Genomic DNA, 24,463 nt, shown 5'->3' with positions numbered 1-24,463 from the left:
TGAGCCGGTGCTAGCCTGCCGCCAGATTTCCGCAGGTCAGCCCTGACCTCCGACAGTCGGACACTCCGACGAGAGCCCCACCGGCCCGCCCGCACGCACGGCGGTCGGGGCTCCTGCCCCCTCTTGTCGCATTCAGTACTTTTGCGGGGAAGTAACCCCCTAACTGCCTCACCGATCATGCCCCTCAGCACGCTTCGACAATTCGGAGGACCTCCACCATGAGCGATATCAATGCCGAATCCCCGGCCCAGCCCGACCCGAATGACCCACTGGCTCTCACCGAACTGTTCAAAGGCGGCGGCGAACCGTGGCTTCCGCTCCTGAAGCCGGTTATCGAAGCGCAGCCGGACGCAGCCAGGTTCATCGGTCCCGCCCGAGGCCCGGAAGTCGTCCCCGTACGCGAACTGACCTTCCAGGCGCTGAAGCCCAATCCACCGCACAAGTGGAAGGTCGTCATATTCGGGCAGAACCCGTATCCACGGCCCGAAAGCGCCACCGGCATCGCCATGTTCGACAACACCTTCCACGACTGGAAGGACAGTCAGTTCGGCAGGGTCGTCAGCATCCGCTGCATCATCAAGGCAGCGGCGATGTGGAAGTACGGGATTCCCAAGAAGACCCCCATCGCCGACATACGTGCACTGCTGAAGAAGCAGGACACCGTCCAGCCGCCGGAATGGTTCCAGGCGATGCTCACGCAGGGCGTACTGCTGCTGAACGCGGCGCTCACCGCCAGCAGTGAGGGAGCGCGGGGAGCCGACCCGCACACCGCGTTCTGGCGGCCGGTCGCCGAGCGGATCGTCGAAGAGATTCTCAAGGCCAAGCAGAACGCCGACGAGGAGGACCGCGGCGTCGTCTTCGCATGGTGGGGCGCACACGCACGCAATCTGAAGAAGATCGTCCTCCGGCTCCAGGAGAAATACCCCGAGGTCGAGGTCCGGCACATCGACCACCCCAACCCCGCGGCGCAGGGCGACATCTTCTGCGACGGCGACCATTTCCAGATGGTGAACGATGCCCTCGCATCGCTCGGCGCCGACCAGATCGACTGGCTGCCGAGCAAGGGCTGGAACAAGCGCACGGAGGGGGCCGACGGGGCCGGCGGGACGGATAGCGACATCGCCGAACGCATGGGCGCGTTCATCACGTCCACCATGGAGCAGCACCAGCTCTACCTCGAACGGCTCGCCAGCGTCAAAGACGAGGGCCTCGCCCTCCCCGCGATCACCGGCGTGTTCGACACCCCGCTCATGGAGTTCCGCGACGCGGTCGCCCCGGTCGCGAAACTGCTGTCCGGTCTCAACCGGCACGTCGACCTGTCGCACGAATTCGGCAAGAGCCGGGCGGAAGCAGCGGCCGGCAACGGCAGCCTGTCCGCGGACGCGATAGCCGCCCTCTACCTCTACACCTGCGAGTCCGCGTTCTACCGGGAGATCAACAAGGTCCTGCGCTCCCCGGACCGGGCCAGGATCGTCCCGTACCTCCCGTACCTCCGGCTGCTGTTCTCGGCGGTTTCACAGCTTCCCGCCCGCACCGAGCCGCTGTGGCGTGGCGTCTCGCTGGACCTGCGCGCGCAGTACCCGCTCGGTCGGACCGTGACCTGGTGGGGTGTGTCCTCGTGCACGCCCAACCTCAACGTGGCCCAGGCATTCCTCGGCAGCCGCGGCAAGCGGACCCTCTTCGAGGTGGTACCTGCCCGGGCGGTGGGCATCAGCAAGTTCTCCGCCTTCACCGGCGAGGAGGAATTCATCCTCTCGCCGGGAACACAGCTCAAGGTGACGGACGTGACGACCGAGCGCGGAGGTCTGTGCACCGTGAAACTGACCGAATTGGAGGAGCAGCCTCTGGTGTCCTGAGCGGGCCTCGGCACGGCGGGCGGCTCACGGCAGGCTGGATGCCGGGGCTTCCCGCCTGCCTGCGGAGGGTTACGGGAGGGCGGGTGGCAGGCCCTGGTGAAAGACGGCCATGGGCCGGCCGAGGGTCGTCGCAGTCGTCGACGATAGCGAGGGTGATTGGCGAGGACCTGGTCAAGTCGGCTGTGTCGGCCGACTGCAGGTGACCGGCCGCGGGGCCTGCGGTGCTCCGTGCCGGGCTCCGCAGGCCCCTTGAGGCTCCGCAAGGCCCCTTTTGCCGTAGCCGCCGCAACCGCCGTTACCTGCGCGACACGGTTACCCCCGCGGCGACGATCGGACCTGGCTCCGCTGCTGGTCCGCTCAACAGTCCTTGGGAGCAGACCGCAGGCAGGAGTAGTGCCGGTTTCAGGGCCCGTAGATCAGGGTCCATTTCTGATTGGGCAGTCCCTGATTGTCGTTGGTCACAACCGGGGATTCGTTGGCCCCATTCCATCCGCGGTCGGGTTCGAGGACGCGGCCGTAGAGGTTGGCGATCCGGGCGGGGTCGGCGCTGTGGGCAGGGTCCACGTACCAGAGCTGATCCACGTTGGTGAACGATCTGTCGCAGTCGCTCAGCCACGTCGCCCAGCCGCTGGGCCCTTGGGCATAGCCTGCCAGGCAGCGGCCGTCCCTGCGCGTGACCATGTGGTAGGCGCCACGGCCGTCGGCGATCAGGTCCCAGAGCTGGTACGGCTCGCTGGTGCAGTTCCAGACCCGCATCCGGTCATCGCCCGCCGGCATGCCCATGCAGCGGCCCGTGCCCTGGTTCCGAACCTGGAACGGACCGACCGCAGCACGTGCCGTGGGTTCAGCAGCCCGGCCCACGGCGCCCGAACTCGGCGCTACGCATGCCAGCGCCGAGAGCAGCCCGCCAAGAACCAGTGCCCGCCACGTACGCGATAGCCTCAAGATTCCTCCTGCCCCAAGTGACGTGACGGGACACCACGATTCCCCAACGTAAAGGTGAGAACACAGGGCTGAGCAGCCAAACCCCTCGAACGAGTACCCTCCTCGCTCCAGCAGCTGTCTCGACCTCAGGTAGCAGCCCCATGTACATGGGGCCGGGAGCCCCACCCGAACCAGCCTCTGCCAGCGGCAAGCGGCCAAAGCATGAAGATCGTGATCTGCAACTGGAGCCTGGAGCACTGACCGCTCATGAGTCGCTGTACGGCAGGATCGACCGAAGGGCCTGGGAAGAGGCGTGAGGAAGGGGGTCCGGTGGAGCTGCGGCAGTTGCGTTACTTCGTCACCGTGGCGGAGGAGCTGCATTTCGGTCGGGCGGCGGAGCGTCTGATGATCGGGCAGCCGGCCGTCAGTCAGCAGATTCGGCGGCTGGAACGCGAGCTGAAGATCGAGCTCTTCGACCGGACGCCCCGGCTCGTCCGCCTCACCGTGGCCGGCCAAGCCTTCCTCCCTGCCGCGCGCGCCGTCCTCGCGGCAGAGGACTCCGCCCGGGCCGTAGCCGCAGAGCTGACCAGCGGCAGCCGCGGCATCTTCCGGCTCGGCACCATCACCGGGCTCGGCGAACGCCTCGACCGCGTGCTGGAGGCCTTCGGGGAGCATGCGCCGGACATTCGCGTGGAGTTGGCTGCGCTGCCCGTACGGGAACGACTCGCGCGCCTCGCCGACGGCCGGCTGGATGCCGTCTTCGTGCGTGGCGGTGCACCGGTCATCGACAGTGCATCAGCTCAGGACGGTGACGAGCAGCAGCGCCGCCTGCTCTGGGAGGACGAGCTGGTGGCGGCGGTGCCCGCCAGGCACCCGCTCGCTGAGCAGCCGACAATCAGCCTCGCCGAGCTCGCGGCGCTGCCGCTCCGTCTGACTCAGCGGCGCCATCACCCGGCGCTGGTCGACCTCGTCCTCGACGGCTGCCGGAAAGCGGGCTTCGAGCCCACTCCGGGGCCCGTATTCGGCAGCCTTCAAGACACCCTGGCGGCGATCGGCTCGGGCACGCCGATGTGGACGGTGGTCTACGCCGGCAACGCCCAGATGATGCGGATGCCGCGCGTGGCCTTCGTCCCCTTTTCCGATTCCGGGCTGCGACTGCCCGTCGAGCTGGTGGTCCGGGGCGGTGCCTCTTCCCGGCTGGTCGGCTTGCTGGAGGAGGCGGTGGTGAACCACCCCCGTCACCCGCTACCTGATTAGCGGTCCTCACCGTCGGCCATAGGCCATCGGTCGTCAGCCGTCAGCCGTCAGCCGTCAGTGATCAGTAATCGTGATCGCTGCGAGAGTCATTCGGGTCTGGGTGGGCACCTGCCCCGCGCGGTCAACTGTTCCCAGCGACGGAACGCACCGCACCGGGACCGCCGGTGAGGCACTCCCGTCCAAGACCAAGGAGGCCATCATGCCCATCGTCACCATTCAGCAGGGTCCCCGTGACATCGAGCTCAAGCGTGACCTGGTGGCTCGCGTCACCGACGCGTTCGTGGATGCCCTGCACATTCCTGCCGAGGCCGTACAGGTGTGGATTCACGAGGTTCCGGCCGACAGCTGGGGCGTGGCGGGCCAGCTGACCGCCGACAAGTAGACCGATCTTTCCCGGGGCGGGGCCGCCACGCCTGTCTCGAGACCACGTGTCCGGGGGTCACGTGGTCTCGAGGCGAGGCTGCCTCACCGGCGGGACCCACAGGACTGGCGGGTAGCCGGGCGCCGACCCGGTCGGCCGGGCCGGCCGGCCCGGCCGACCGGGATCACCCTGCCTGGGGCTCCTCGCGACACAGCAGGCCTAATGTCAGCCCCCAGGCGTGATCCGGCCCCGCCAGCCCCCCGTCGCCCAGCCCCGGTTCTCGACGTAGTCCTTGAAGCGCCTCATGTCGCCTTTGACGCGCCGGCCGATCGTCCCGGTCAGGTCGGCGGCCGTTTCCGCGGCCCCACTGGGGTCGACGTCCATCACCAGCACCACGCGCGTGTGCGCCTCGTCCACACGCTGGAAACTGACCGTTCCCCTCTGCTCCGTCTCGCCGCCGACCGTCCGCCAGGTGATCCGCTCGTCGGGGAACTGGTCAACGATCTCGGTGTCGAACTCCCGCCGTACCCCACCGATCTTGGTGGTCCAGTGGTTGTGACGGTCGTCGATCTGCCGGACCTCCTCGACGCCCTCCATGAAGTTCGGGAACTCCTGGAACTGCGTCCACTGGTTGTAGGCGGTGTGGACGGGCACGCCGACCTCTACAGCCTCTTTCACCGTGCTCATCAGCGACCACTCCTCGTTCTCGTCAGGTCAGGGTCACTGGTGCGCCTACCCCCTCACGCCCGGGTACGCGTCAGCAGCCGACGTGTCTGTCCTGCGCGCCGCTTCCCCCAGTCCGCCCGTCCATGTGATCGTCTTTCTCACGTGACGGCCGGTGCGGTCACGCCCGGGGTACGGACGAATGACGGGAGGACTGCATGTCAGCCACCCTGCTCTCCGCGGCGTTCGCCCTGCTGGCGGCCGCGGCCAACGCGACGGGGACGGTGCTCCAGCGCATCGGCGCACGCACCGTGCCTCACGGGGACGCGTTCAGCGTGCGCCTGATCCGGCATCTACTGCACAACCCGGCATGGCTCGGCGGGGTCGCGGTGATCGTGGGCGCTGCGGCGTGCCAGGCGCTGGCTCTGAACCTCGGGTCGCTCTCACTCGTCCAGCCCATCCTCGTGACGGAACTGCCCTTCACGCTCGTCATCGCCTGCGCGTTCTCCCACCGCCGCCTTTCCGCGACGGGTTGGGCCGCCGCCCTCATGGTGGCCTTCGGGCTGGGGCTGGCGCTGTTCGCCGCCGCGCCCTCCGGGGGCCACGGGGAGGTTTCCGCCTGGGTGTGGGTCCTCACCCTGGTCTCCACCCTGGGCGCCATGGCCCTCTGCGTCATGGCAGCCCTCACCAGGCCCCGCGGTATGAGCAGGGCGGCACTGTTCAGCTCCGCGTCGGCGATCAGCTACGCCTTGACGGCGACCCTGATGACGACCGCCACCGACGTCTTCGAGCGGGAAGGCGCCGGGGCTTTTCTCACCTGCTGGCAGACGTATGGCTTCTTCGCCGCCGGCGGCCTGGCGCTCTTCCTCCTGGCCAACGCCATGGAGTCGGGGCCACTGGTGGCCTCTCAGCCGGCCCTCACCCTCGGCGAGGCACTGGTCAGCCTGGCGTTGGGCGGCCTCGTGTACGGCGAGCGCGTACGGACCGGCTGGTGGCTCATCCCGGAAGGGGTGGGTGCGGTGCTGGTCACCTGGGGCATCCTGCTCCTCCCCGGGGTCGAGACGGAGGCCGATGAGTCATCCGAGTCGTCTGAATCATCTGAGCCGCCGGCCACGTGACTTGTCCGTCGACAACCGCCCGCACGCCCACCCGTGCGTCCATCCGTCCATCCGTCCATCCGTCACGGAGACTTGCCGCCCCCTCCAGTTGCCATTGCCATTGGTGACCCTTCCGGCTCCATGGCCCCACAGCCGGAGTCGGTGAGCTACGCGTGTCCGCCGTACGCGCTCCAAGACGCTCCAGGACCCTGCGGTCCGCCTACCTCGTACGGACATCACCGGGGTTCCATCGGGTAAACGGAAGATAGACAGCCCGAAGGAGGAGCCATGGCGGGGTTGCTGACACGCATCAAGCAGTTCGCCCGCAGCCCACAGGGACAGCGGACCATCGCGTCGGCCCGGCGCGCTGCAGCCGACCCGCGCAAACGTGACCAGGCCCGCAAGCTGCTCGGGCGGCTACGCGGACGCCGGTAGCGCCGGTAGCGCCGGTACACCCGTACGCCGGTAGCGGCCGCTGACACTACAGCGGAGGGTCAAGGCCTCCTACGACCGTCACACCGTTACTGGAGGAGGGCTAGCCAGCTGGACGTGTCCGACCGCGCGGAGCGTCGTTGATCCGGTCACCAGGCCGCAATGATGAGCGGCCCATATGACAGGAGTGCAGCGATGCTCTTGCCCCACGTCGGTCCGCTCTTGAGCGTGGTCGTGACCGGGCTCCACGCCTTCGTCGGAACCTTGCTCAACCCTGTGGCCGGCCTGCTCTGAGAGCAGTGCAATTCCCATGGCGTCGGGCCGGGGAAGCCTCGCGGTCTCCCTCGGCCCGCGCCGCCCGGCGCTCAGCGGTAGTCGGCCAGGCCCTCCGCCAGTTCCTCGTCGTCGCCGTCCAGACGCCCGGAGAGGGCTTGCTGCAGGGCGAACGTGCCGCGGATCGCGGCGATGCGGGCGGTAGGCCCGGCAGTCGGCCGACCGTCACAAGCCAGCACCCGCCCCAAGAAGTCCTCGCCGTAGCTCGCGCCGACGGCTGCGAGGTCTTCGGCAGGGTCGCCGAGCCCCACCTCGTCCCAGTCGACGACGCCACTGAGCCGCGGCAGTCCGTCGACGTGCTCCCACAGGACGTTCTCGCTACCGAGGTCGCCGTGCACCACTGCGTCGGTTATGTGCGGAAGGTTGCCGAGCGCCCTGAGTTCCCGCTCGGCTCGCCGCCGTCCGCTGCCGGACATGAGGGGGAACAGCTCTGCACGCACGTCGGCCGCGAACTGCCGCCACCGGCCTTCCGGCGCCACGGGCAGGGCCGCTCGTACCGTCGCGTCCGTGCCGGCCCGGGCCAGTCCGGCCAGCAGTGAGGCGTACTGCGCCGTCGCGGCATCGGCCACGACGGGATCGTCGAGCGCCCCGGCCTCCAGAGGTGCCCCTGGGATGCGGCTCAGGACCAGGAACGGCATCCCGTCCACATCATGGCCTCTGCCCTCGGAGGAGGAGGCCAATACCTCAGGCGTGCGGAGGCCGAGATCGAGCCCGCTGAGCGTGCGCAGTACGGCTGCCCGCTCCGGCAACCTGGCAGCCGCCGCCTCCGTACGGGCCAGGCATACGACCCGGTCGGAGCCGATAACCAAGTGATGGAACTGGCCCCGGCGCACGGTCAGATCGTCCGGTTCGTCGTCCGGCAGCAGGCGGTTCAGCAGCGCGCTGTGCTTCTCTCATAGCTTCACAACATCAGACTCTGCACGAGGTCGAGGTGTTCGGCGACCTTAGCCGCGAGAAGTGCCGAGTTCTCGGCCGGGAGGCCGATTCCGCCCAGCACGCGCAGCACCCGGGCGTGGGGGATGCCACCGGCCAATTCGTGCTGGTGGTGCGGGCACACGATGCGGTCGTCCGCACTGGAGATGATCAGCGCTGGGCGGTGACGTCCCGGTGTCGAGGTAGCGGGCCTTGCTGGTCCTCCGGAGACGGCGACAGCGACAGCGACATCGGCATCGGCATCGGCATCGGCATCGGCTACGGGCACGGTGCTTCTCTTCCAGAGAGTCCGGTTCAGAACCATTGAGGGTCGTTCAGCGCAAGGCCTCACGAAGCGCTCGGTTGAAGCGTTCGGCCTGGTCCTGCTGGGGCATGTGGCCGGCGCCCTCGATCACGGTCAGCCGCGCGCCGGGGATCAGGCCTGCGCACTCCTGGGGAACGGACAGTGGGACTTCGGTGTCCAGTTCGCCGTGCAGGAAGTGGGTGGGCACCTGCACGCGGTCCAGTCGGTGGCGCGGGTCGTAGTGCGCCTGGTCGACGACGAGCCGGTCGATGAGGAACGTGGAGTCCAGGACCTGCCGGACCGTCCAGTCGATCAGGGCTTCGCTGACTCCCGGGCGGTACCAGTGCGGGACGAAGCCGGCCAGGGTGCCCGCCCTGTCGGCGCGTAGGTCCGCCAGCAGCTTGTCCATCACCTCCCGCATCCCGCAGAAGTGGTGGACGCCCGCGCCGACGGGCACGATGGCGCCGATCCGGTCCGGGGCGGCCAGTGCGGCCTCGATGATGTACGCCCCGGCGATCGACGACCCGATCAGCACCGGACGGTCGAGCTCCAGGGCGTCGACGAACTCCAGGATGTCGTGGGTGATGTCGGCGATGGTGTAGCCGGTGGCGGGCCGGTCCGATCTGCCGCAGCCCCGCCAATCGAGGGTGATCACGCGGTGGTCGGTCATGAGGTCGGCCGCCTGAACGTCCCACACGCGGCCGCTGCTGCCCCAGCCGTGCAGGAACACCAAGGGCCGGCCGGTGCCGAAGTCCTGGTAGTGGAGCCTCGTGCCATTGACGGTCGCGTGGGCCATTGTCGTATTCCCTTCCCCTGCCCCTCGGGCTCCCCGGGATTCCTGGGCTCCCCAGGGCGATTCCAGCGGACAGGCCGGTGACGACCAATGAGCAGTCCGCTCCTAAACTGATCAAGGACCATGATCAATAAGAGCGGTCAGCAGGGGGCTACGTGGAACTGCGGCAGGTGCGCTACTTCGTAGCGGTGGCCGAGGAACTGCACTTCGGGCGGGCAGCCGAGCGGCTGCACATCGTTCAGCCGACCGTCAGCCAGCAGATCCAGAGGCTTGAGCGCGAACTCGACCTGAAGCTGTTCGACCGCACGACCCGCACCGTGACACTGACCGCCGCCGGGCACGTCTTCCTGGCTCACGCCCACGCCCTCCTCCAGGCCGAGCGTTCGGCGAACGAGGCCATGTCCGCCTTCCGCGCCGAACAGGAAGCGACCCTGCGCATCGGCACCAGCACCGGACTCGGCCTCCGCCTGGACGCCGTACTGACCGCCCTCACCGAACGGGCCCCGCAGCTGCTGGTCGAGCTGGTCAGTACGCCCCAGGCGGCCCGGCTCCAGCAAGTCCGCGACAGCGAACTGGACGCCGCGTTCGTCCGGGGTGCGGCCCCCCTACCCCGCACAGACGGTGCAGAGGACAGCCCGGGCCTGGAGCTGCTCCCCCTCTGGTGCGATGCCCTCGTCGCCGCGCTGCCCGCCGGACATCCACTGGCCGCGCAGCCGGAGGTAGCTCTCTCCGACCTGGCCGGCCTGCCCCTACGGATCGCACCGCGCGATGCCAACCCCCTCCTGGTCGACACGGTCATCGACGCCTGCCACGCGTCCGGCTTCGAACCGGTCATGGGTCCTGCGTTCACCACCGACCAGGACACCCTGGCCGCGATAGCCACCGGCAGGCCCAGCTGGACCGTCTACTACGCCTCGCAGGCCGACATCCAACCGGCTCCCCGCATCTCCTTCCGCCCCTTCGCCGCCCCTGCCCCGGCCGTCCGGACGTACCTGGCGGTGCGGCCCGACCCGCCTTCCCGCCGGCTCGCCGCCCTCCTGGACGCCTGCAACAGCCTGCCGTTTTCCGTAGCGGCCCTCTCAGCTGGGTGCGTAACGAGGTCCCCGGCCGCCACCTGATCGAGCCCGCAGCCGTCCACCGGTCCGGCCCACCGCACCACCCAATCGCACGGGAGTGCGAGTCACCCTGGTTGCGTGCCGTAACAGGCGATGTCCTCGTAGGCATGACACCACGGTGCGCCCGTTACGCAGGGAACTTACTGTGAAATCAACCGTGACCACTCGGGAAGGTTCGGGAAGGTGAGGAGGGCGCGGCATGCCGGACCGGTCGGGCCTGGGGTACCGACTGATCAGCTTGCCCTGGATCGGCTTGCCCTGGATCAGGTTGCCCTGGAACAGCTTGTCCCGGATCGGCCGTCCGGTCGCTGACGACCGCAATCCCGCAACCGGGCCCGCCGCCCGACGCGGCACCGGCCCGGCCCGTGCTCGCACCCGCCGCGCGACGGGAGGCCGGCGGTGGCGCGGAATCGTGCCGGTGGTGTGGGTGGCGGTGGCCGTCGGTGTGGTGCAGCTGCTGGTGGTGCCGTTGCGGCTGCCACTGGGCTGGGACGAGGCCGTGTACGTGAGCCAGGTGAGCCCGCGGGTGCCGGCCGCGTACTTCAGCGCGCCGCGGGCCCGGGGCATCAGCTGGCTGGCCGCGCCTGCGGTGCTGCTCAGCGCATCGGTGGTGGTGTTGCGGACCTGGATGGTGGCGCTGGCCACGGCCGGCCTGTTGGCGGCCTTCTGGCCGTGGCGCCGCCTGGTCGGCGAGGCCGTGACGGCGGCGGCTGCGGCGGTGTTCGCCGGCCTGTGGGTCGTGCAGTTCTACGCGGGCGAGGTCATGCCGAACCTGTACGTCGCCTACGGGGCGACGGCCGCGACGGGATGGTTCCTACGGGCTGTCTCTGCCCCTACCCCTGCCCCTGCCCCTGCCGCTGCCCCTGCCGCTGTCGCCGCCGCCAGGCCGGGGCCGCGCGGCGCCTGGGCAGGGGTGGCGGTGAGCGTGGCGTTCACCGCACTGATGCGCCCGCCCGACGCGGTCTTCCTCGCGCTCGCGCTGCTCGCAGCCGTGGCGGCGGTGCCCTCGTGGCGCCGGTGGCGCCCGGCGGCCGCGGTAGTGGGCGGGCTCGCGGCCGGGCTGGTGCCGTGGCTCGCCGAGGCGTACACAGACTTCGGCGGTCCGGTGGCCCGGCTGCGGGACGGCAGCGGTGTCCAGGGCGGCATGGGGTGGACCAACACCCTCGGCATGCACCTGCGCGCCCTCAACGGGCCGCTGCTGTGCCGCCCGTGCCACATCCCCTGGGACTATCCGCTGCTGTCGCTGTGGTGGCTCGCCACGCCCGTCGTGGCCGTCGCGTCCCTGGCCCTGGTCCTGACCAGGAGGACCAGGCGCCGGCACGGCGACCGAACCGCCACCTCCGTTGGGCGCGGCATGCCACGGGTGGCGGTGATCGCACTGCCCCTGGCCTGCGCGGCAGCGATGTCGCTGCAGTACCTCTTCCTCCTCGACTACGCGGCCCCCCGCTTCCTCATCCCCGCCTACGCCCTACTCGCCATCCCCGTCGCCGCCTGCGCCGTGGCCCTGTTGCGTGGCGCCCGGCGGCGATGGCGCCCGGTCGTGGCCGTGGTGCTGGGCACCGCCTTCGCCCTGCACCTGACCTCCCAATACCTCGTACTCCAGCGGAGAGTCGGCGATCAGGTGCGCCTCCGCGCCGACACTCTGCAGGCCGCCGAACGCCTGCACCGCGCCGGTCTGAGCCCGCCGTGCACCCTGGTCGGTCCCGAGATCGTCTCCGTCGCCTTCCACGCGGGCTGCTCGTCCGAAGCGCTGACCGGCAACAACACGTCCACCAACGTCGACGAACTACTCCAGCGGGCCCGGTCGGAACCAGTGGCTACCGCCGCTCGCGTCCCGGGGGCGCCGGGATTCGCGCGCGGCTGGACGCCATGCGTCCTACGGATGCCGGACGGGGCCGACTGGTACCTCTACCTGGCCCCGTCGCCCCGGGTTACGGGCAGCTGCGGCTGACGCTGCTGACGCTGCCGATTCGGCTGATGCGGCTGGCACGGCTGATGCGTACTGGCGGATCTCCAGAGGTGAGCGACCGGTCACCGCGTCGGGCTGTAACGGACGGGCAGACGGGACAAGCCACGGATCAGGCCCGGGCGCCAGGAAGCCTCGGCCGGGTCGGTGTCCAGCTTGAGGTCGGGCAGGCGGCCGAGGAGGGCGGGGAGGGCAACGGCCGCCTCCAGGCGGGCGAGGGGCGCGCCCAGGCAGTGGTGTATGCCGTGACCGAAGGCCAGATGTCCACCACCGGGCGTACGAGGACGGCGGATGTCGAAGCGGTCGGGTTCGGCGAAGCGGCCGGGGTCCCGGGATGCCGAGGCCAGCAGGACGAGGACGGCCTCCCCTGCCGGGATGGTCCGGCCGGCGATCTCCACCGCCTGCCTGGTCCAGCGGTACGCGGCAGAGGTCACCGGTCCCTCGTAACGCAGCATCTCCTCGATCGCGCCTTCGAGGAGGGAGGGGTCGGATTGCAGGGCCGCGAGCTGCTCGGGGTGGGTGAGCAGGGCGTACGTGCCGTTGGCGAGCAGGTTGACGGTGGTCTCGTGGCCGGCGACGAGCAGGAGGAACGCCATGCCGATCAACTCGTCCAGGGGCAGGCGGCGCCCTTCGGCGTCCTCCGCACGGACCAGCGCGCTCAGCAAGTCTTCCTCGGGGTGGCGTTCCTTGGACTGGAGCAGCTCGGTGAGGAAGGCCGCCATCGCTGCGGCCGCCTCGGCGCCTGCCGGGGAGGCGGGGTCGAAGACCATGCGCTGCGACCACTGATGGAAGGACTCCCGGTCCGCTTCGGGTACGCCCAGGAGCTCGCAGATGACGGCGATGGGAAGGGGAAGCGCGAAGGATGCGACGAGGTCGGCGGCACCCAACGGGGCGATCCGGTCGAGCAGTTCGTCGGTGACCTGCTGGATGCGCGGCCTGAGAGCTTCGATACGCCGGGCGGTGAACTCTCCGGCGACCAGCGCGCGCAGGCGGGTGTGCTGGGGCGGGTCGGTCTGAAGCATGTTGCGGCCGATGGCCTGGCCGCCGTCACTGCTCCAGCGGGATGAGTGGCGGACGTCGGTGCTGAGCCCGGGATTGGTGAGGGCGGCGCGCACCGCGTCGTACCCGAGGATCACCCAGACGTCGCCGGCCCCTTCCGTCGGGACGCGGTGGACGGGGCCCTGCTCGCGCAGGTGGGCGTAGAGGGGGTAGGGGTCGGCCACGAAGTCCGGGAAGTCGGCGAATTCCTTGCCGACCGGGGCCAGGGCCTGGAAGTCGGGAAGCGTGCTCATTGATCGTCATCCCTTCGTCGGCGCCGGTGCGAGCACGAGCCCGCACGCACGGCCCAGAAAAGTGGGGATACCTCCCCACTACGTGGCTGTGACCCTAACAGCGAAACGGGGACCAGTCCACGGTTCGCTGTTAGAGTGCTGCCACGTCCACTGACCTGCCCCTGGGCGGACACTGAAAGAGCGGTCAGCGGTCAGCGGTCAGCGGTCAGCGGTCAGCGGTCAGCGGTCAGCGGTCAAGGAGGGTCGATGAGCGACAGCGGAGGGACGGGCGGTCACTTGCGCAAAGACGCCCAACGCAACCGGGACCTGCTCATCGCAGCCGCCCGCGAGGTCTACGCCGAACGCGGCGTGGAAGCCCCCCTGGACGACATCGCCCGCCGCGCCGGCGTCGGGAACGCCACCCTCTACCGGCGCTTCCCCACCCGCGGCGCGCTCATCGAGGCGGTCTTCGGCGACGCCCTGACGCACACGCTGCGCCGCGGCGAAGAAGCACGTGGCGCCGACGACGCGTGGGCCGGGCTCACCAGCTATCTCGAGTACATCTTCGAGGGCCTGGCCGCCGACCGTGGTGCCAACGACCTGATGACCACCAGCATCCCCGACGTCCCCTCCCTCGACGCCCTCAAGACCCACCACTACGAGACCGTCCGCGCGCTCATCCGGCGCGCCCAGGAACAGGGCTCCATGCGCGGCGACGTGGTGGTCGAGGACCTCCTGTTCGCGCTGGCCGCCCTCGGCCGCGTCGTCCCCGCCTCCGTGACCGTCGCCCCGCAAGCCTGGCGACGCCACCTCCACCTCCTCCTGGACGGCCTACGCACCCCCGCCGCCACTACCCCCACCGCCCTCCCCGTACCGCCGCTCACCCCTGACCAACTGACAGGCGCACTCCGCGCCCTGGCCGGCCGCGACGACGCCGGCTGATGTCCGGGGCACTGCCGTCCGTGATCCCGCCCATGCGCGGCCCGGGGCGGCAGGATCCGACCTCGGCGGACCGCCTCCACGCCGATGAATCCGCGCACCTAGCGCCCGGGCTGTCGCACCCCCTGCCCCATGAAGCCGCGCGTCAGCTCGCGAGTCGGCGTTCGAGAGGGGTGCGGTAGCAGGGGGTGACCCGGGTGCCGTTCAGGAAAGTGGTCAGGCGCTGGATCTCAGTCGTGATGAGCCCGCGGGTGTGGCGGCCGGGGGCGGAGTCGGTGAGGAGGTGGTGGTTGATGCGGCCGTCCGGGTGCTGGGCCCAGGCGCCGATGATGCGGCCGTCGGCCCAGATGGTGGGGCCTATGTTGCCGTTGCGGTCGAACAGGGCCTCCGTGTGGGCCGGGTCGAGGTACCAGTCACGGTGACGCCAGCCCATGGAGGTGGGGTCCAGGCCGGGCAGCAGCGCCACCCAAGGCTCCGGCTCGCCCTCGCCCTCGCCCAGGGGCTCGTTGTCCTCGGGGAGGAGGTAGCCGGTGCCTTCGTCGAGTTCGACGGCTTCCGCGCCGGTGGCGGCGATGGCCTTGCGGGTGTCGGTCAGGGTCCAGCCCGTCCACCACTTCAGGTCGGCCGCCGTGACCGGCCCGAACGCGGCGAGGTAGTGGCGGGCGAGCGCCGCCTTGGCTTCGGGGGCCGGCACGGCAGGGAGGGGTTCGGCCGGGGCCCAGCGGAACCGGGCCGAGGTCCACGAGCCCGCGGGGCGGGTGCGGCGGATGCGGCCTTCGGCGGCCAGGGCGCCCAGGATGGGGGCGGTGACGCGCTGGCGGGTCTCGTACGACTTGCCGGGGTTGACGGCGTAGTACTCGCGCAGGTCGGGGATGTCGGCAGCCAGTTCGGCGGCGGTGGCCCCGCCGCGGGCGGTCAGGGCGCCGAGGGTGGCCTTTTCCACGGCCGCGTAGCGGGCGGGGGTCCAGCCGAGGGTCGTGCGCAGGTGCTCCACGGCGTCGCCGCGGTTGCGGTGGGCGTCCTTGGTGGTGGCGGCGTGGAGGACGGGCGCGAGGTGCCGGGGAGTGACGAACATCGTGCGGCGCATGCACCGTATGCGGGCGAGCGGAGGGGCGGCGTCGTAGAGGGCGTGGTCGATGGCCGCGGCCGTCGGGGTGGCCATGCGGGCGGCGGCGGAGAGGAAGACGGTGGCCGGGTCGGTGGCGTGCAGGCCTATGAGGGCCCCGGCCACCTCCTGCGGCGCGGCGGCCCGGTGGGCGGGGGCGAGCAGGTGCCGCCCCGCGAGCCGGGCGCGGCGTTCGACAGGGGTGATACGGCGCAGAGCGGTCATCGTGCAGGGCTTCCGGGCTCACCACTCCCGCTTCTGTACGACGCCGAGGACGTAGCCGTCGGGGTCGGTGAAGTAGAAGATCTGCACGCCGCCGTGGGTGACCTCCTTGATGACGTCGACCAGCGGGCGGATCTTCTTCACGTAGGCGTCGAAGTCGTCGACGGCCAGGTAGAACATGCCGAACGCGCCGGGTGTGCGGCCCTTGAGGACCGGCAGCCAGTCCCGCAGGTGATCGTCCCGGTAGACCATCAGGGCGAACTCGTCACCGAAGAGCAAGGTGCGGAGGTCGTCGTTGGGGTCGTCACCCGCGGGCGTGGCGGTGAAGCCGAGCTTCTCGTAGAAGTCGACGGACGCCTGGGTGTTCTTCACGCCCAGGCAGGGGGCGATGGCGGGGGCCTTCATCAGGGTCTCTCCTCGGGGGCGGCTTTCAGTACATAAGTACTGTAACCACGGAACCGAGCAGTGCGCAATACGGACACATCCATATATTCGACACGCGCCCCTAGCCTCCCACCCCTCGGCCACCAGGGGCTTCACCCCACCCCGACCCAGGCAATCCACCTACGTTACAGATGTACCGTAAGTCGTCACACCCGGTGCTCACCGGCGCCTCCGGCCAGCGCCGCGTCGGCAGCGGCGAGGATGTTCCCGAACGTGCGGGTGATGATCGGCCGCGCGAAGCGCCGCGTGAGGAAGCCGCCGATCAGCGGAACGGGAATCTCGGCGCGCGTGGTCCAGCGGACGTGGGTGCCGCCGCCGTCGGTCTCGGTGAACGTCATGCGGCCGAGCTCGTGCCGGGACGGCGGCAGGCTGCGCTCGACGACGTAGTCAGTGGCGTACGGCGGGTCGTAGTGCGTGATGCGCTCGCGGAACCAGCCGATCAGCCACAGGTGATCGCGCACCGCGCCGACGCCGTACGGCGCGGTCTCGCCGCGCCGGGTCAGGCGGCAGCGCAGCACCAGGGGCGAGGACGTGTAGTTCGTGGTCGTCGTGAGCCAGGCGAAGACGGCGTCGATCGGGGCGTCGATGGTGCGCTCGACGATCATGGTTTCCATGGCTGGCGTTCTCCCCTGTTGAGTGGGTGCACGGCATCGGCGCGGTGCATCTTGTCCGGGTTGCGCATGACGTAGAGGCCGGTGATCCGTCCGTCGTGGATCTCGAAGGCGAGCAGCCAGTCCAGTTCGCCGTCGGTGAGCGAGCGGGCCGCGGGCATGCCGTTGTAGGTGGCCTGCTCGATGCGGGTCGTAGCGCTGACGCTGGTACGGGCCACGCCGAGGACGTACCGCGCGACCTCGGCGCGGCCGGTGATCGGGTGGCGGGCGGCGGACACCTTCCCGCCGCCGTCGGAGACCTGCACGACATCGGGCGCCAGCAGGTCCATCAGTGATTGGACTTCGCCGGTCGTCGTCGCGAGCAGGAACCGCTGGACGATCTCGCGGGTGGCTTCGGAGTCGGGCTCGAAACGGCGGCGCCGGGCGTGGACGTGCCGGCGTGCGCGGTGGGCGATCTGCCGGACGGTGACCTCGGTCTTCCCGATCGAGGCGGCGATCTCGCCGTGGGTGTAGCCGAACACGTCGTGCAGCACGAACACCGCGCGCTCGGCCGGGTTCAGCGTCTCCAGGACGAGCATCATCGCCATCGACACCGACTCGTTGAGGATCACGTCCTCACTCACCTCGGGTGCGGTGCGGATCGGCTCGGGCAGCCAGGTGCCGACGTACTCCTCGCGCCGCGCCTTGGCGGCACGCAGGTGGTTGAGGGACTGCCGGGTCACCACACGGACCAGGTAGGCGCGCGGATGCTCGACCGCGGCCGGGTCGACCGCGCTCCATCGCAGGTAACTCTCCTGCAGCACGTCCTCGGCATCGGTGGCGCTGCCCAGCATCTCGTAGGCGATGGTGAACAGCAGCGCGCGGTGCTCGGTGAAGGCGTCCACGACGAACCGGCTCCTTTCCTTCGGGCACCCATCGAGACACACCGCACCGGAAAACCGTGACAGCCCTTGAGTGTGAATCACTTCACACTCAAGGGCTCAATCGAGCTCGGGAAGCGGGAGGTTCACCGACGGGGCGGGCGCCGACGCGCCCACCCCTACCTCCGGCGTCGGTAGTAGTGGACCGTGACCGCGCCCAGCAGCGGACCCCACAGGAGCAGCGGCGCATAGGCGATGTTGAGGAGCCAGATGCCCCAGGTCGAAGCGGCCATCTCCGCGTTGAACGTCGTGTACGCGAACATCACGCCGTAGACCGTCGTCGCCAGCGTGCCGAGTCCCGCCAGGACGGTGGCCGGGGGCAGGCCGGGGACCGGGCGCCCGTGGGCGGAGGCGCGCGTATGCTACGCCGCTTTGCCCCTACGGCCCCATGGCCCTGCGGCCCTGCGGCCCTGCGGCCCTGTGGCTCTATGACCCTACGGCTCTACGGCTCTACGCCGCGCAGAACTCGTTACCCTCCGGGTCCTGCATCACCCACCAGTGACCCGCCGGGCCCTGGTCCACCTCGCGGATGCGGGTCGCTCCCAGCCCTTCCAGCCGGGTCACCAGTTCGTCGAGGCCGCCGGGCTCACTGTGCACGTCGAGGCGCAGGCGGTTCTTGCCGGACTTGCCCTCGGGCACGTCCTGGAAGAGCAGTCGTCGGCCGCGGCCGATGCCGCTCGTCTCGTCGAACGGGTCCTCGGGGTGGCGGATGGCGGCGTACCCGCGGAAGGTCTTGCGGCCGCGGTGCTCGACGACCGCCTCCTCGCCGATGTGGCCGGCGGTCAGCAGCTGCTCCACGAGCCTGCTGGGGTCCTCCACCTCGTACTCCAGGGCCGCGGCCCAGAAGTCGGCGAGGGCGGGTGCGTTCGTGCTGTCGATGACCAGCTTCCAGTTCAATGCCATGCCGCCAGTGTAGCCAGATGTAACCCATATAACTGGTTACATCTGGCTACACTGGCGGCATGGACTCCACCGCAGCCAAGGGGCTCACTCTGCGCTCCCACACCGGCGTCGCCTACCGGTTCGACCCCGGTGCCCTGTGCCTGGAGCTGCTGGTCACCGGCGGCCCCGGCCCGTACCGCCGCTACGAGGTGCTGCACGAGCCCGGCGACCTGGCCGCCTGGGCGGAGCGGTCGCGGCTGACACCGACACCCGTGCTTGAGATATCCGAAGCCGAAGTGACCGGCATGCGGGAGCTGCGCGACGCGCTGTTCCGGGTGTTCATGGCCCACACGCACGGCGAGCCCCACCCGCAAAGCGACCTGGAGACCATCAACGAGGCGGCCGCCCGCCCCTCCCTGGCCCCCGTCATCGCACCGACCGGCGAGCGGCAGTGGGCCGGGACCCCCAGCGGCACGCAGCTTGCGGCCACCGTCGCCCGGGACGCCGTCGAGCTGCTGACCGGCCCCTACGCGCACCGCATCCGCACCTGCGCCGCAGGGGACTGCAACCTCATCTACGTCGACACCTCACGCCCCGGCCGGCGCCGCTGGTGCTCCATGGAGCACTGCGGCAACCGCCACAAGGTCAGGGCGCTGCGCGCCCGCCACTCCGAGGAAGGATGACCGCCATGCCTACCGGACTCACCAAGGACGCCGGCTGGCAGATCGGCGTGTCCCGCACACTGCCCCACCCCCCGACCGCCGTCTGGGACTTCATCAGCAGCCCCGAAGGAATCGCCCTCTGGCTCGGCCCCGGCGCGGACCTCACCCCGGAACGCGGCGCCCCCTACCGGACGGCCGCCGGAGTGACGGGCGAAGTCCGTGGCTACCGGCCGGGAGACCGTATCCGCGTCACCCACGGCACCACCACGGTCCAGGTCGCCCTCACCCCCGCCCCCCCCGCCCCCCCCGCCACCCCCGCCGCCGACGGAGCCCGGACGATCCTCCGCTTCCACCAGGAGCGCCTGGCGAGCGCCGAAGAGCGCGAGCAGCAGCGGGCGCACTGGCAGGGCGTCATGGACCGGGTCGCCGCCGCCCTCGACCGGCGGTGACGGCGAGCTGACACCTGCGACACGCGCCCCGACGCGGGACGTCCCACGTCCTGCGTCCTATGTCCCACGTCCCATGTCCTGCGTCCCATGTCCTGCGTACTGCGTCCTGCGTCCCTCGCCACCCCTCAATGGCCCATGAAACGGGCCCTCAAGTGGACCACCGCCGCGCAGGCCTCCGCGTCTACGGTCGTTCCCATGACACCCATCACCGGCAACGCCGCCGCCTTCCGCGGCCTGCACCACGACCGCGCCGGGCGCGGCCCGCTCGTCCTGCCCGGCCCTTGGGACCCCGCCAGCGCCCGCGTCTTCGCAGCCGCCGGGTTCCGGGCCCTGGCCACGCCGAGTGCCGGCATCGCGGCCTCCCTGGGCTACGACGACGGCAGCACCCCGGCGGACGAGATGTTCACCGCGGTCGCCCGTATCGCCCGGGCCGTCGCGGAGGACGGCGTGATGGTCTCCGCCGACATCGAGGACGGCTACGGCCTGCCGCCCGCCGAACTCGTCGAGCGGCTGCTGGAGACCGGCGCCGTCGGCTGCAACCTGGAAGACAGCGACCGCACCACCGGACGGCTCAAGGACCCCGCCGAGCAGGCCGAGTGGCTGGCGGAAGTACGGGCCGCGGCCGGCGACCGGCTCGTGATCAACGCCCGCACCGACACCTTCCTGCGGGGCGACCGAACGGCCCCGGACGCCACCTCCGCCATCGCGCGCGCCCGGCTCTACGCCCTCGCCGGCGCCGACTGCGTGTACCCCATCCTGGCCCCCGCGGAGCTCCTCCCGGAGATCGCCCGCGCCGTTCCCGCACCCGTCAACGCCATCGCCCTCCCCAACGGGCCCGCACCTCGCGAGCTGGGCGAGCTGGGCGCCGCCCGGGTCACGTTCGGCGGTGGGCTCCACCGCCGCACGATGGCGATGGTGGAGGACCTGGCGAACGGGCTGCGGAAGACAGTCGACGTCACGGCGAACTGATCGCTCGACAGCCGGCCACTCGCGCCACGGACCCCGGCACGCGCGCCGCTCAGCTCGCCAGAACCTGCTCGATCACGTGGCGTGCGTTGGCGGAGATGACCGGGTTGGTCTTCCGGTAGTACGGCAGCTGGATGACCGCCATGGACAGCGCCCAACCGCGCCCGCGCGCCCAGGTGTCGTCGTCGACGTCCACGCAGTCACGGAAGGTCTGCCGGGCTGAGGACGGCAGCAGGTTCCACGCCGGGATGAGGTCGACGGCGGGATCGCCGAGCCCCGCGGTGCCGAAGTCGATCACCGCGGCCAGGCGGTCGCCGGCGCCCAGCAGGTTGCTCGGCATGAGGTCGGAATGGATCCAGCACGGCGCCTGCGGCCAGTCCGGGACGGCGAGCGCCACATCCCAGGCCGCGAGGATCGCGTCGGCGTCGAAGGGCTCGTCCGTGCGACGGAGCGCCTCGATCGCGTCCCGGGTCTCCGCATCAGCATCGGCCAGGGGCTCGCCCCGGTGGGCCGGAGGGCCGCCGTCGAGGTCGGCCTTACGGATGGCGGTGACGAAGCCCGCAAGGTCACGGGCCATCAGCTCGGGCCGGGCCACCCGCCCCTCGACCAGTACCTCGCCCTCGATCCACCGGTGGACTGACCACGCCCACGGATAGCCGTCGGCGGGCTCCCCCATCCCTACGACCGTCGGGATGGGGACGGGCAGCAGAGGCGCCAGCTCCGCCAGCCACCTGGCCTCCGCGTCCAGCCCTTCGGCGCCGCCCGCGGTGAGCGGTAGTCGGACGGTCAGCTCGTCGCCTACCCGGTAGATCGCGTTCACCGTCCCACCGGAGGCCAGGCGCCGGACCGGCAGGCCCGCCCACTCGGGAAACTGGGCGCGGAGCAACCGCTGGACGAGACCCGCGTCGGTGTCCGCCTCGTCCGCATGCATCTTGGCCATGTGCCGACCGTCTCTCCGATCCGATCTCGCTGCCGGGAGTGGATTCGCGTCCCGCCCTACCGCGCGTCAACCTATGTCTCCCGGGCCGGTCGGTGGCAAGGCATTTACCGGAGATCGCCAAGAGGGTTCTGCAGCTCAGGGGGCAGTGCCCGAGCCCGCGTCCCCGTCCCCGTCCGCGTCCGCGTCCGCGTCCGCCAAGGGAAGCCTGACCTCGAAGAGGGCCCCGCCTTCCGGCGCCCGGCGTACGGAGATCCGTCCACCGTGGCGCTGCACGACGTCGCGGACGATGGCCAGGCCCAGCCCGGCGCCGCCCTCGTCGCGACTGCGGGCGTCGTCGAGACGGACGAACCGTTCGAAGATGCGCTCCCGCTCGGCCGGGGGCACGCCCGCGCCGTCGTCGCCGACGGTCAGCACGACCAGGTCGTCCTCTCGGCTCAAGGCCACGGACACGCGGGTGGTGGCGTGGCGTTGGGCGTTGTCGAGCAGGTTTCCCAGCACGCGGGTGAGCTGGGAAGCATTGCCGCTGACGCCGTGGCTCTCCCCCGTGATCTGCACATCGGGGGTGATCCGGTCGGTTGCCGCGCGCTGGACCAGCTCGGCTCGCACGAGGCGGGCGAGGTCCACGGCTCCCCTCCCGGCACCTTCAGTGCTGTCAGTGCTTTGAGTACCTTCGACCCTTTCCCCGGCGTCGAGGCGGGCGAGCAGGAGCAGGTCCGCGGCCAGGGTCTGCAGGCGCGTGACCTCTTCGAGGAGTCCTTCGGTTTCGAGCAGTTCGGGGTGGGCGTGGGCCACTTCGAGCTGGGCGCGGAGGCTGGCGATGGGGTTGCGCAGCTCGTGGGAGGCGTCGGCGACGAAGCGGCGCTGCCGTTCGACGGAAGTCTCCAGCGCGGCCAGGGTCTGGTTGGTGGTCGCGGCCAGGCGGGCCACTTCGTCGCGCGAGGCGGGTTCGGGTACGCGGCGGCTGAGATCGTGGCTGGTGGTGATCTCCGCCATCCGCGCGCGGATGGCCTCGACGGGGCGAAGGGCGCGGCGGGTGACCAGCCAGGTGACGGCGGCGATCACGAGGAGGAGCAGGGGCAGGCCGATGAGCATGGCCCGGGTGACGGAGGTGACGGTCTCCTGTTCGTCCTCCAGAGGGGTAGCGGCGTAGACGGTGTAGGTGCGGCCGTCGTAGGTGGTGGCGTGGACGGACGCGAAGCGGTAGTCGTGCTTCTCGTCCGGATCGCCGCTGTCGGCGTCGGTGTCGGCGTTGATGCTCACCGCGACGGTTTTGTGGTCGGCACTGGTGGAGACCTGCCCCCGGGGCGGTGTCTTTTCGTTGTCGTCACTGCCGTCACCGCTGTCACTGTCGTCGCCGTCGTCACCGTCGTTGTCATCGCGTTCCGGGGACTTCGCCGTGTGGGCAGGGACGGGCGCGGGATCGTAAGTGGTCAGCGGGGCCCGTCCGTGCAGGGGCTCACTGGCGGCGAGCACCTTCCCGGCGCTGTCGACGATCTGGACGAGATGGTCCTCGTCGTCGGGGAGGGAGACCTCGGTGAAGCGGCCGTTGAGGGCCGCCTGGGAGCCGGCCACCGCCCGGGCCCGTACCTCGGACTGCAGGGACACGCGGTCCATCAGGTCCCCGCGCAGCACGCTGATGACGGTGACCCCCGCCGCCACCAGGGCCAGGGCGACCACGACCGTGGCGCCGAGGGTGGTGCGCGCCCGTACGGAGGCGAACGGCCTAAACATGGGTGCCGCCGTCGGTGGAGAGCCGGTAGCCCGCTCCCCGTACCGTGGTGATCGAGCGGCGCCCGAAGGGGATGTCGAGCTTGCGGCGCAGTGTGCGGATGTAGACCTCGACGATGTTCGGGTCGCCGTCGTAGGCGAAGTCCCACACGTGCTCGAGGATGACGGCCTTGGAGACCACCTGCCCGGCCCGCAGCGCCAGCTGTTCGAGGACCGCGAACTCCCTTGCCGTGAGCGGGATTTCCGTATCCCCGCGCCACACCTGCTTCGCGTCCGGGTCCACCGTCAGGTCGCCCAGGCGCAGCACCGGGGTGCCGGAGCGGGTGCGGCGGCGCAGCAGGGCGCGGATGCGGGCGACGAGCACGACGTAGGAGAACGGCTTGGTGAGGTAGTCGTCGGCGCCGGTGTCGAGACCCTCGGCTTCGTCGTACTCCCCGTCCTTGGCGGTCAGCATGAGGATCGGGGTGCCGTCCCCGGCCGCCCGCAGCGTGGAGCAGACCCGGTAGCCGTTCATGCCCGGCAGCATGATGTCCAGGACGATCAGGTCGTACGCGGTCTCGCGGGCCCGGTGCAGGCCGTCCGGGCCGTTGTGGACGAGGTCGACGGCGAAGCCCTCGGCTTCCAGGCCGCGGGCCAGGGTGGTGGCCAGCCGTTTCTCGTCCTCCACGATCAGCAGTCGCATGCCTTCAGCGTCGCAGAGCGAACCTGAAAAGAGTTTCAGGTTCCTTCAGCGGGCGTTCAGGAAGGCCCGGGCACCGTGAGAACAGCAACGACAACCGCCACGAAAACCGCGACGACGACCGGCCTCGCCATCGGGGCCGGGTCCTCGAAGCCGAAGGGACTTTCCTTATGAAGCCGCAGCTCAAGCGCGTACTGACCGGCCGCCGCCGCATCCTCGCCGCTGCGCTGGCCGCAACCGCCCTCCTCGGCGGCGCGGGCGCCGCGACCGCCGCCTCCCTCGCGGAGGACGGCGGAGACACTCCGGCCGTGTCCTCCGTCGGGGTGGACGAGCGCGAGCACCGCGCGCTCGTCAAGAGCGCGAAGGTCGACGTCAAGCAGGCCGCCGACGCCGCGCTCAAGAGCGTCTCCGGCACCGTCGTCTCCGCCGAGCTCGACGACGATCACGGCCGTGCCACCTGGGACGTCGAGATCGTCGACGGCAAGGGCACCGAGCACGACGTCACCGTCGACGCCGCGTCCGGCAAGGTCACGGCCAGCACCGTCGACACGCCTGACAACGACCGCGATGACCGCGATGACCATGACGACCAGGATGGCCAGGACGACTGACCGTCACCGCCCGGCCCCGCC

At 70.5% G+C, this 24,463-nt stretch carries 26 protein-coding genes; 11 read left to right on the top strand and 15 right to left on the bottom strand.

All coding sequences use genetic code 11. The features are described 5' to 3' along the window. Positions 1-218 precede the first annotated feature (218 nt). Positions 219-1,856: an ADP-ribosyltransferase domain-containing protein gene (locus NQU55_RS16415; protein ID WP_256790774.1), complete on the top strand. Its 1,638-nt coding sequence runs from the start codon at positions 219-221 to the stop codon at positions 1,854-1,856. A gap of 402 nt (positions 1,857-2,258) precedes the next feature. Here the strand turns inward: NQU55_RS16415 and NQU55_RS16410 are convergent, their stop codons facing one another. Beyond that, positions 2,259-3,161, bottom strand: coding sequence for an RICIN domain-containing protein (locus tag NQU55_RS16410; RefSeq protein WP_256790773.1), 903 nt, complete (start codon positions 3,159-3,161; stop codon positions 2,259-2,261). Here NQU55_RS16410 and NQU55_RS16400 point away from each other — a divergent pair. Both NQU55_RS16400 and dmpI read left to right on the top strand, forming a co-directional pair. Continuing rightward, positions 3,111-4,037 (top strand): LysR family transcriptional regulator, encoded by a 927-nt coding sequence (locus NQU55_RS16400; protein WP_308402244.1) that lies wholly within the window; start codon positions 3,111-3,113, stop codon positions 4,035-4,037. The genes NQU55_RS16410 and NQU55_RS16400 overlap by 51 nt on opposite strands. Before the next feature lie 199 nt (positions 4,038-4,236). After that, entirely contained in the window at positions 4,237-4,419 is a 183-nt protein-coding gene (dmpI, locus tag NQU55_RS16395) for a 4-oxalocrotonate tautomerase DmpI (protein WP_168094642.1), read from the top strand. A gap of 204 nt (positions 4,420-4,623) precedes the next feature. Here the strand turns inward: dmpI and NQU55_RS16390 are convergent, their stop codons facing one another. Continuing rightward, a complete protein-coding gene (locus tag NQU55_RS16390; RefSeq protein ID WP_168094643.1) occupies positions 4,624-5,085 on the bottom strand; it encodes an SRPBCC family protein in 462 nt (153 codons plus the stop codon). A 194-nt stretch (positions 5,086-5,279) separates the two neighbouring features. Here NQU55_RS16390 and NQU55_RS16385 point away from each other — a divergent pair, with 194 nt between their 5' ends. Further along, a complete protein-coding gene (locus tag NQU55_RS16385; protein WP_168094644.1) occupies positions 5,280-6,179 on the top strand; it encodes a DMT family transporter in 900 nt (299 codons plus the stop codon). 776 nt (positions 6,180-6,955) lie between these two features. Here NQU55_RS16385 and NQU55_RS16380 read toward each other — a convergent pair. The 3 genes from NQU55_RS16380 to NQU55_RS16370 are packed head-to-tail and all read right to left on the bottom strand — an operon-like array spanning position 6,956 to position 8,935. Beyond that, positions 6,956-7,801 carry a phosphotransferase family protein gene (locus tag NQU55_RS16380; protein ID WP_168094649.1) on the bottom strand — a complete coding sequence of 282 codons (846 nt, stop codon included), beginning with the start codon at positions 7,799-7,801 and terminating at the stop codon, positions 6,956-6,958. 23 nt (positions 7,802-7,824) lie between these two features. Continuing rightward, on the bottom strand, positions 7,825-8,124 hold the full coding sequence (locus tag NQU55_RS16375; RefSeq protein ID WP_206329721.1) for an alpha/beta fold hydrolase: 300 nt from the start codon (positions 8,122-8,124) through the stop codon (positions 7,825-7,827). Positions 8,125-8,170: 46 nt separating this feature from the next. Further along, complete coding sequence (locus NQU55_RS16370; protein WP_168094645.1) at positions 8,171-8,935, bottom strand: alpha/beta fold hydrolase; 765 nt, start codon at positions 8,933-8,935, stop codon at positions 8,171-8,173. A gap of 152 nt (positions 8,936-9,087) precedes the next feature. Between NQU55_RS16370 and NQU55_RS16365 the strand changes: the two genes are divergently transcribed. Together NQU55_RS16365 and NQU55_RS16360 are read left to right on the top strand one after the other, a co-directional pair. Next, the gene (locus tag NQU55_RS16365; RefSeq protein WP_168094646.1) at positions 9,088-10,050 is read left to right on the top strand and encodes a LysR family transcriptional regulator; all 963 of its coding nucleotides are present in this window, start codon (positions 9,088-9,090) and stop codon (positions 10,048-10,050) included. Positions 10,051-10,459: 409 nt separating this feature from the next. Next, positions 10,460-11,998 (top strand): hypothetical protein, encoded by a 1,539-nt coding sequence (locus NQU55_RS16360; protein WP_168094647.1) that lies wholly within the window; start codon positions 10,460-10,462, stop codon positions 11,996-11,998. A gap of 80 nt (positions 11,999-12,078) precedes the next feature. Here the strand turns inward: NQU55_RS16360 and NQU55_RS16355 are convergent, their stop codons facing one another. Further along, on the bottom strand, positions 12,079-13,305 hold the full coding sequence (locus NQU55_RS16355) for a cytochrome P450 family protein (protein ID WP_256790772.1): 1,227 nt from the start codon (positions 13,303-13,305) through the stop codon (positions 12,079-12,081). 246 nt (positions 13,306-13,551) lie between these two features. On the opposite strand from NQU55_RS16355, the gene NQU55_RS16350 reads away from it, so the two are divergent. Beyond that, a complete protein-coding gene (locus NQU55_RS16350) occupies positions 13,552-14,226 on the top strand; it encodes a TetR/AcrR family transcriptional regulator (protein WP_256790771.1) in 675 nt (224 codons plus the stop codon). 142 nt (positions 14,227-14,368) lie between these two features. On the opposite strand, the gene NQU55_RS16345 is transcribed toward NQU55_RS16350, so the two are convergent. The 6 genes from NQU55_RS16345 to NQU55_RS16320 all read right to left on the bottom strand — a co-directional run bounded on the left by NQU55_RS16345 (position 14,369) and on the right by NQU55_RS16320 (position 18,428). Then, entirely contained in the window at positions 14,369-15,553 is a 1,185-nt protein-coding gene (locus NQU55_RS16345; protein WP_168093041.1) for a winged helix DNA-binding domain-containing protein, read from the bottom strand. A gap of 18 nt (positions 15,554-15,571) precedes the next feature. Then, positions 15,572-15,955, bottom strand: coding sequence for a VOC family protein (locus tag NQU55_RS16340; RefSeq protein WP_168093042.1), 384 nt, complete (start codon positions 15,953-15,955; stop codon positions 15,572-15,574). Between the two features lie 185 nt (positions 15,956-16,140). Then, the gene (locus tag NQU55_RS16335; protein WP_168093043.1) at positions 16,141-16,608 is read right to left on the bottom strand and encodes an SRPBCC family protein; all 468 of its coding nucleotides are present in this window, start codon (positions 16,606-16,608) and stop codon (positions 16,141-16,143) included. Further along, a complete protein-coding gene (sigJ, locus tag NQU55_RS16330) occupies positions 16,596-17,438 on the bottom strand; it encodes an RNA polymerase sigma factor SigJ (RefSeq protein WP_240976377.1) in 843 nt (280 codons plus the stop codon). Before sigJ ends, NQU55_RS16335 begins: the two co-directional genes overlap by 13 nt. A gap of 206 nt (positions 17,439-17,644) precedes the next feature. After that, positions 17,645-17,791 carry a hypothetical protein gene (locus NQU55_RS16325; RefSeq protein WP_206329352.1) on the bottom strand — a complete coding sequence of 49 codons (147 nt, stop codon included), beginning with the start codon at positions 17,789-17,791 and terminating at the stop codon, positions 17,645-17,647. 184 nt (positions 17,792-17,975) lie between these two features. Further along, positions 17,976-18,428: a VOC family protein gene (locus tag NQU55_RS16320; RefSeq protein WP_168093045.1), complete on the bottom strand. Its 453-nt coding sequence runs from the start codon at positions 18,426-18,428 to the stop codon at positions 17,976-17,978. 59 nt (positions 18,429-18,487) lie between these two features. On the opposite strand from NQU55_RS16320, the gene NQU55_RS16315 reads away from it, so the two are divergent. The 3 genes from NQU55_RS16315 to NQU55_RS16305 all read left to right on the top strand — a co-directional run bounded on the left by NQU55_RS16315 (position 18,488) and on the right by NQU55_RS16305 (position 20,487). Next, complete coding sequence (locus NQU55_RS16315; RefSeq protein ID WP_168093046.1) at positions 18,488-19,090, top strand: CGNR zinc finger domain-containing protein; 603 nt, start codon at positions 18,488-18,490, stop codon at positions 19,088-19,090. 5 nt (positions 19,091-19,095) lie between these two features. Further along, positions 19,096-19,518 carry an SRPBCC family protein gene (locus NQU55_RS16310; protein ID WP_256790770.1) on the top strand — a complete coding sequence of 141 codons (423 nt, stop codon included), beginning with the start codon at positions 19,096-19,098 and terminating at the stop codon, positions 19,516-19,518. 195 nt (positions 19,519-19,713) lie between these two features. After that, positions 19,714-20,487 (top strand): isocitrate lyase/PEP mutase family protein, encoded by a 774-nt coding sequence (locus NQU55_RS16305; RefSeq protein ID WP_168093048.1) that lies wholly within the window; start codon positions 19,714-19,716, stop codon positions 20,485-20,487. A gap of 49 nt (positions 20,488-20,536) precedes the next feature. On the opposite strand, the gene NQU55_RS16300 is transcribed toward NQU55_RS16305, so the two are convergent. The 3 genes from NQU55_RS16300 to NQU55_RS16290 form a co-directional block, all read right to left on the bottom strand. Further along, positions 20,537-21,415, bottom strand: a complete 879-nt coding sequence (locus NQU55_RS16300; protein WP_206329350.1) for an aminoglycoside phosphotransferase family protein — start codon at positions 21,413-21,415, stop codon at positions 20,537-20,539. Between the two features lie 144 nt (positions 21,416-21,559). Continuing rightward, positions 21,560-23,155, bottom strand: a complete 1,596-nt coding sequence (locus tag NQU55_RS16295) for a sensor histidine kinase (protein ID WP_168093050.1) — start codon at positions 23,153-23,155, stop codon at positions 21,560-21,562. After that, positions 23,148-23,834, bottom strand: a complete 687-nt coding sequence (locus tag NQU55_RS16290; protein WP_168093051.1) for a response regulator transcription factor — start codon at positions 23,832-23,834, stop codon at positions 23,148-23,150. The genes NQU55_RS16295 and NQU55_RS16290 overlap by 8 nt, the downstream gene beginning before the upstream one ends. A 167-nt stretch (positions 23,835-24,001) precedes the next feature. Between NQU55_RS16290 and NQU55_RS16285 the strand changes: the two genes are divergently transcribed. After that, positions 24,002-24,442, top strand: coding sequence for a PepSY domain-containing protein (locus tag NQU55_RS16285; protein WP_168093052.1), 441 nt, complete (start codon positions 24,002-24,004; stop codon positions 24,440-24,442). Positions 24,443-24,463 lie beyond the last annotated feature (21 nt).

The organism is Streptomyces telluris (assembly GCF_024519335.1).
In the GTDB taxonomy this organism is placed as follows: domain Bacteria; phylum Actinomycetota; class Actinomycetes; order Streptomycetales; family Streptomycetaceae; genus Streptomyces; species Streptomyces telluris.
This window is presented reverse-complemented; position numbering and strand designations above follow the sequence as displayed.

Excerpts from the sequence above, each read along its gene's own strand:
- NQU55_RS16345 (WP_168093041.1), bottom strand. The coding sequence starts at position 15,553 with ATGACCGCTCTGCGCCGTATCACCCCTGTCGAACGCCGCGCCCGGCTC.
- NQU55_RS16355 (WP_256790772.1), bottom strand. The coding sequence starts at position 13,305 with ATGAGCACGCTTCCCGACTTCCAGGCCCTGGCCCCGGTCGGCAAGGAA.
- NQU55_RS16285 (WP_168093052.1), top strand. The coding sequence starts at position 24,002 with ATGAAGCCGCAGCTCAAGCGCGTACTGACCGGCCGCCGCCGCATCCTC.
- NQU55_RS16415 (WP_256790774.1), top strand. The coding sequence starts at position 219 with ATGAGCGATATCAATGCCGAATCCCCGGCCCAGCCCGACCCGAATGAC.
- sigJ (WP_240976377.1), bottom strand. The coding sequence starts at position 17,438 with ATGCTGGGCAGCGCCACCGATGCCGAGGACGTGCTGCAGGAGAGTTAC.
- NQU55_RS16390 (WP_168094643.1), bottom strand. The coding sequence starts at position 5,085 with ATGAGCACGGTGAAAGAGGCTGTAGAGGTCGGCGTGCCCGTCCACACC.
- NQU55_RS16305 (WP_168093048.1), top strand. The coding sequence starts at position 19,714 with ATGACACCCATCACCGGCAACGCCGCCGCCTTCCGCGGCCTGCACCAC.
- NQU55_RS16335 (WP_168093043.1), bottom strand. The coding sequence starts at position 16,608 with ATGGAAACCATGATCGTCGAGCGCACCATCGACGCCCCGATCGACGCC.
- NQU55_RS16315 (WP_168093046.1), top strand. The coding sequence starts at position 18,488 with ATGGACTCCACCGCAGCCAAGGGGCTCACTCTGCGCTCCCACACCGGC.
- NQU55_RS16350 (WP_256790771.1), top strand. The coding sequence starts at position 13,552 with ATGAGCGACAGCGGAGGGACGGGCGGTCACTTGCGCAAAGACGCCCAA.
- NQU55_RS16370 (WP_168094645.1), bottom strand. The coding sequence starts at position 8,935 with ATGGCCCACGCGACCGTCAATGGCACGAGGCTCCACTACCAGGACTTC.
- NQU55_RS16295 (WP_168093050.1), bottom strand. The coding sequence starts at position 23,155 with ATGTTTAGGCCGTTCGCCTCCGTACGGGCGCGCACCACCCTCGGCGCC.
- NQU55_RS16290 (WP_168093051.1), bottom strand. The coding sequence starts at position 23,834 with ATGCGACTGCTGATCGTGGAGGACGAGAAACGGCTGGCCACCACCCTG.
- dmpI (WP_168094642.1), top strand. The coding sequence starts at position 4,237 with ATGCCCATCGTCACCATTCAGCAGGGTCCCCGTGACATCGAGCTCAAG.
- NQU55_RS16340 (WP_168093042.1), bottom strand. The coding sequence starts at position 15,955 with ATGAAGGCCCCCGCCATCGCCCCCTGCCTGGGCGTGAAGAACACCCAG.
- NQU55_RS16300 (WP_206329350.1), bottom strand. The coding sequence starts at position 21,415 with ATGCATGCGGACGAGGCGGACACCGACGCGGGTCTCGTCCAGCGGTTG.
- NQU55_RS16385 (WP_168094644.1), top strand. The coding sequence starts at position 5,280 with ATGTCAGCCACCCTGCTCTCCGCGGCGTTCGCCCTGCTGGCGGCCGCG.
- NQU55_RS16310 (WP_256790770.1), top strand. The coding sequence starts at position 19,096 with ATGCCTACCGGACTCACCAAGGACGCCGGCTGGCAGATCGGCGTGTCC.
- NQU55_RS16320 (WP_168093045.1), bottom strand. The coding sequence starts at position 18,428 with ATGGCATTGAACTGGAAGCTGGTCATCGACAGCACGAACGCACCCGCC.
- NQU55_RS16410 (WP_256790773.1), bottom strand. The coding sequence starts at position 3,161 with ATGCAGCTCCTCCGCCACGGTGACGAAGTAACGCAACTGCCGCAGCTC.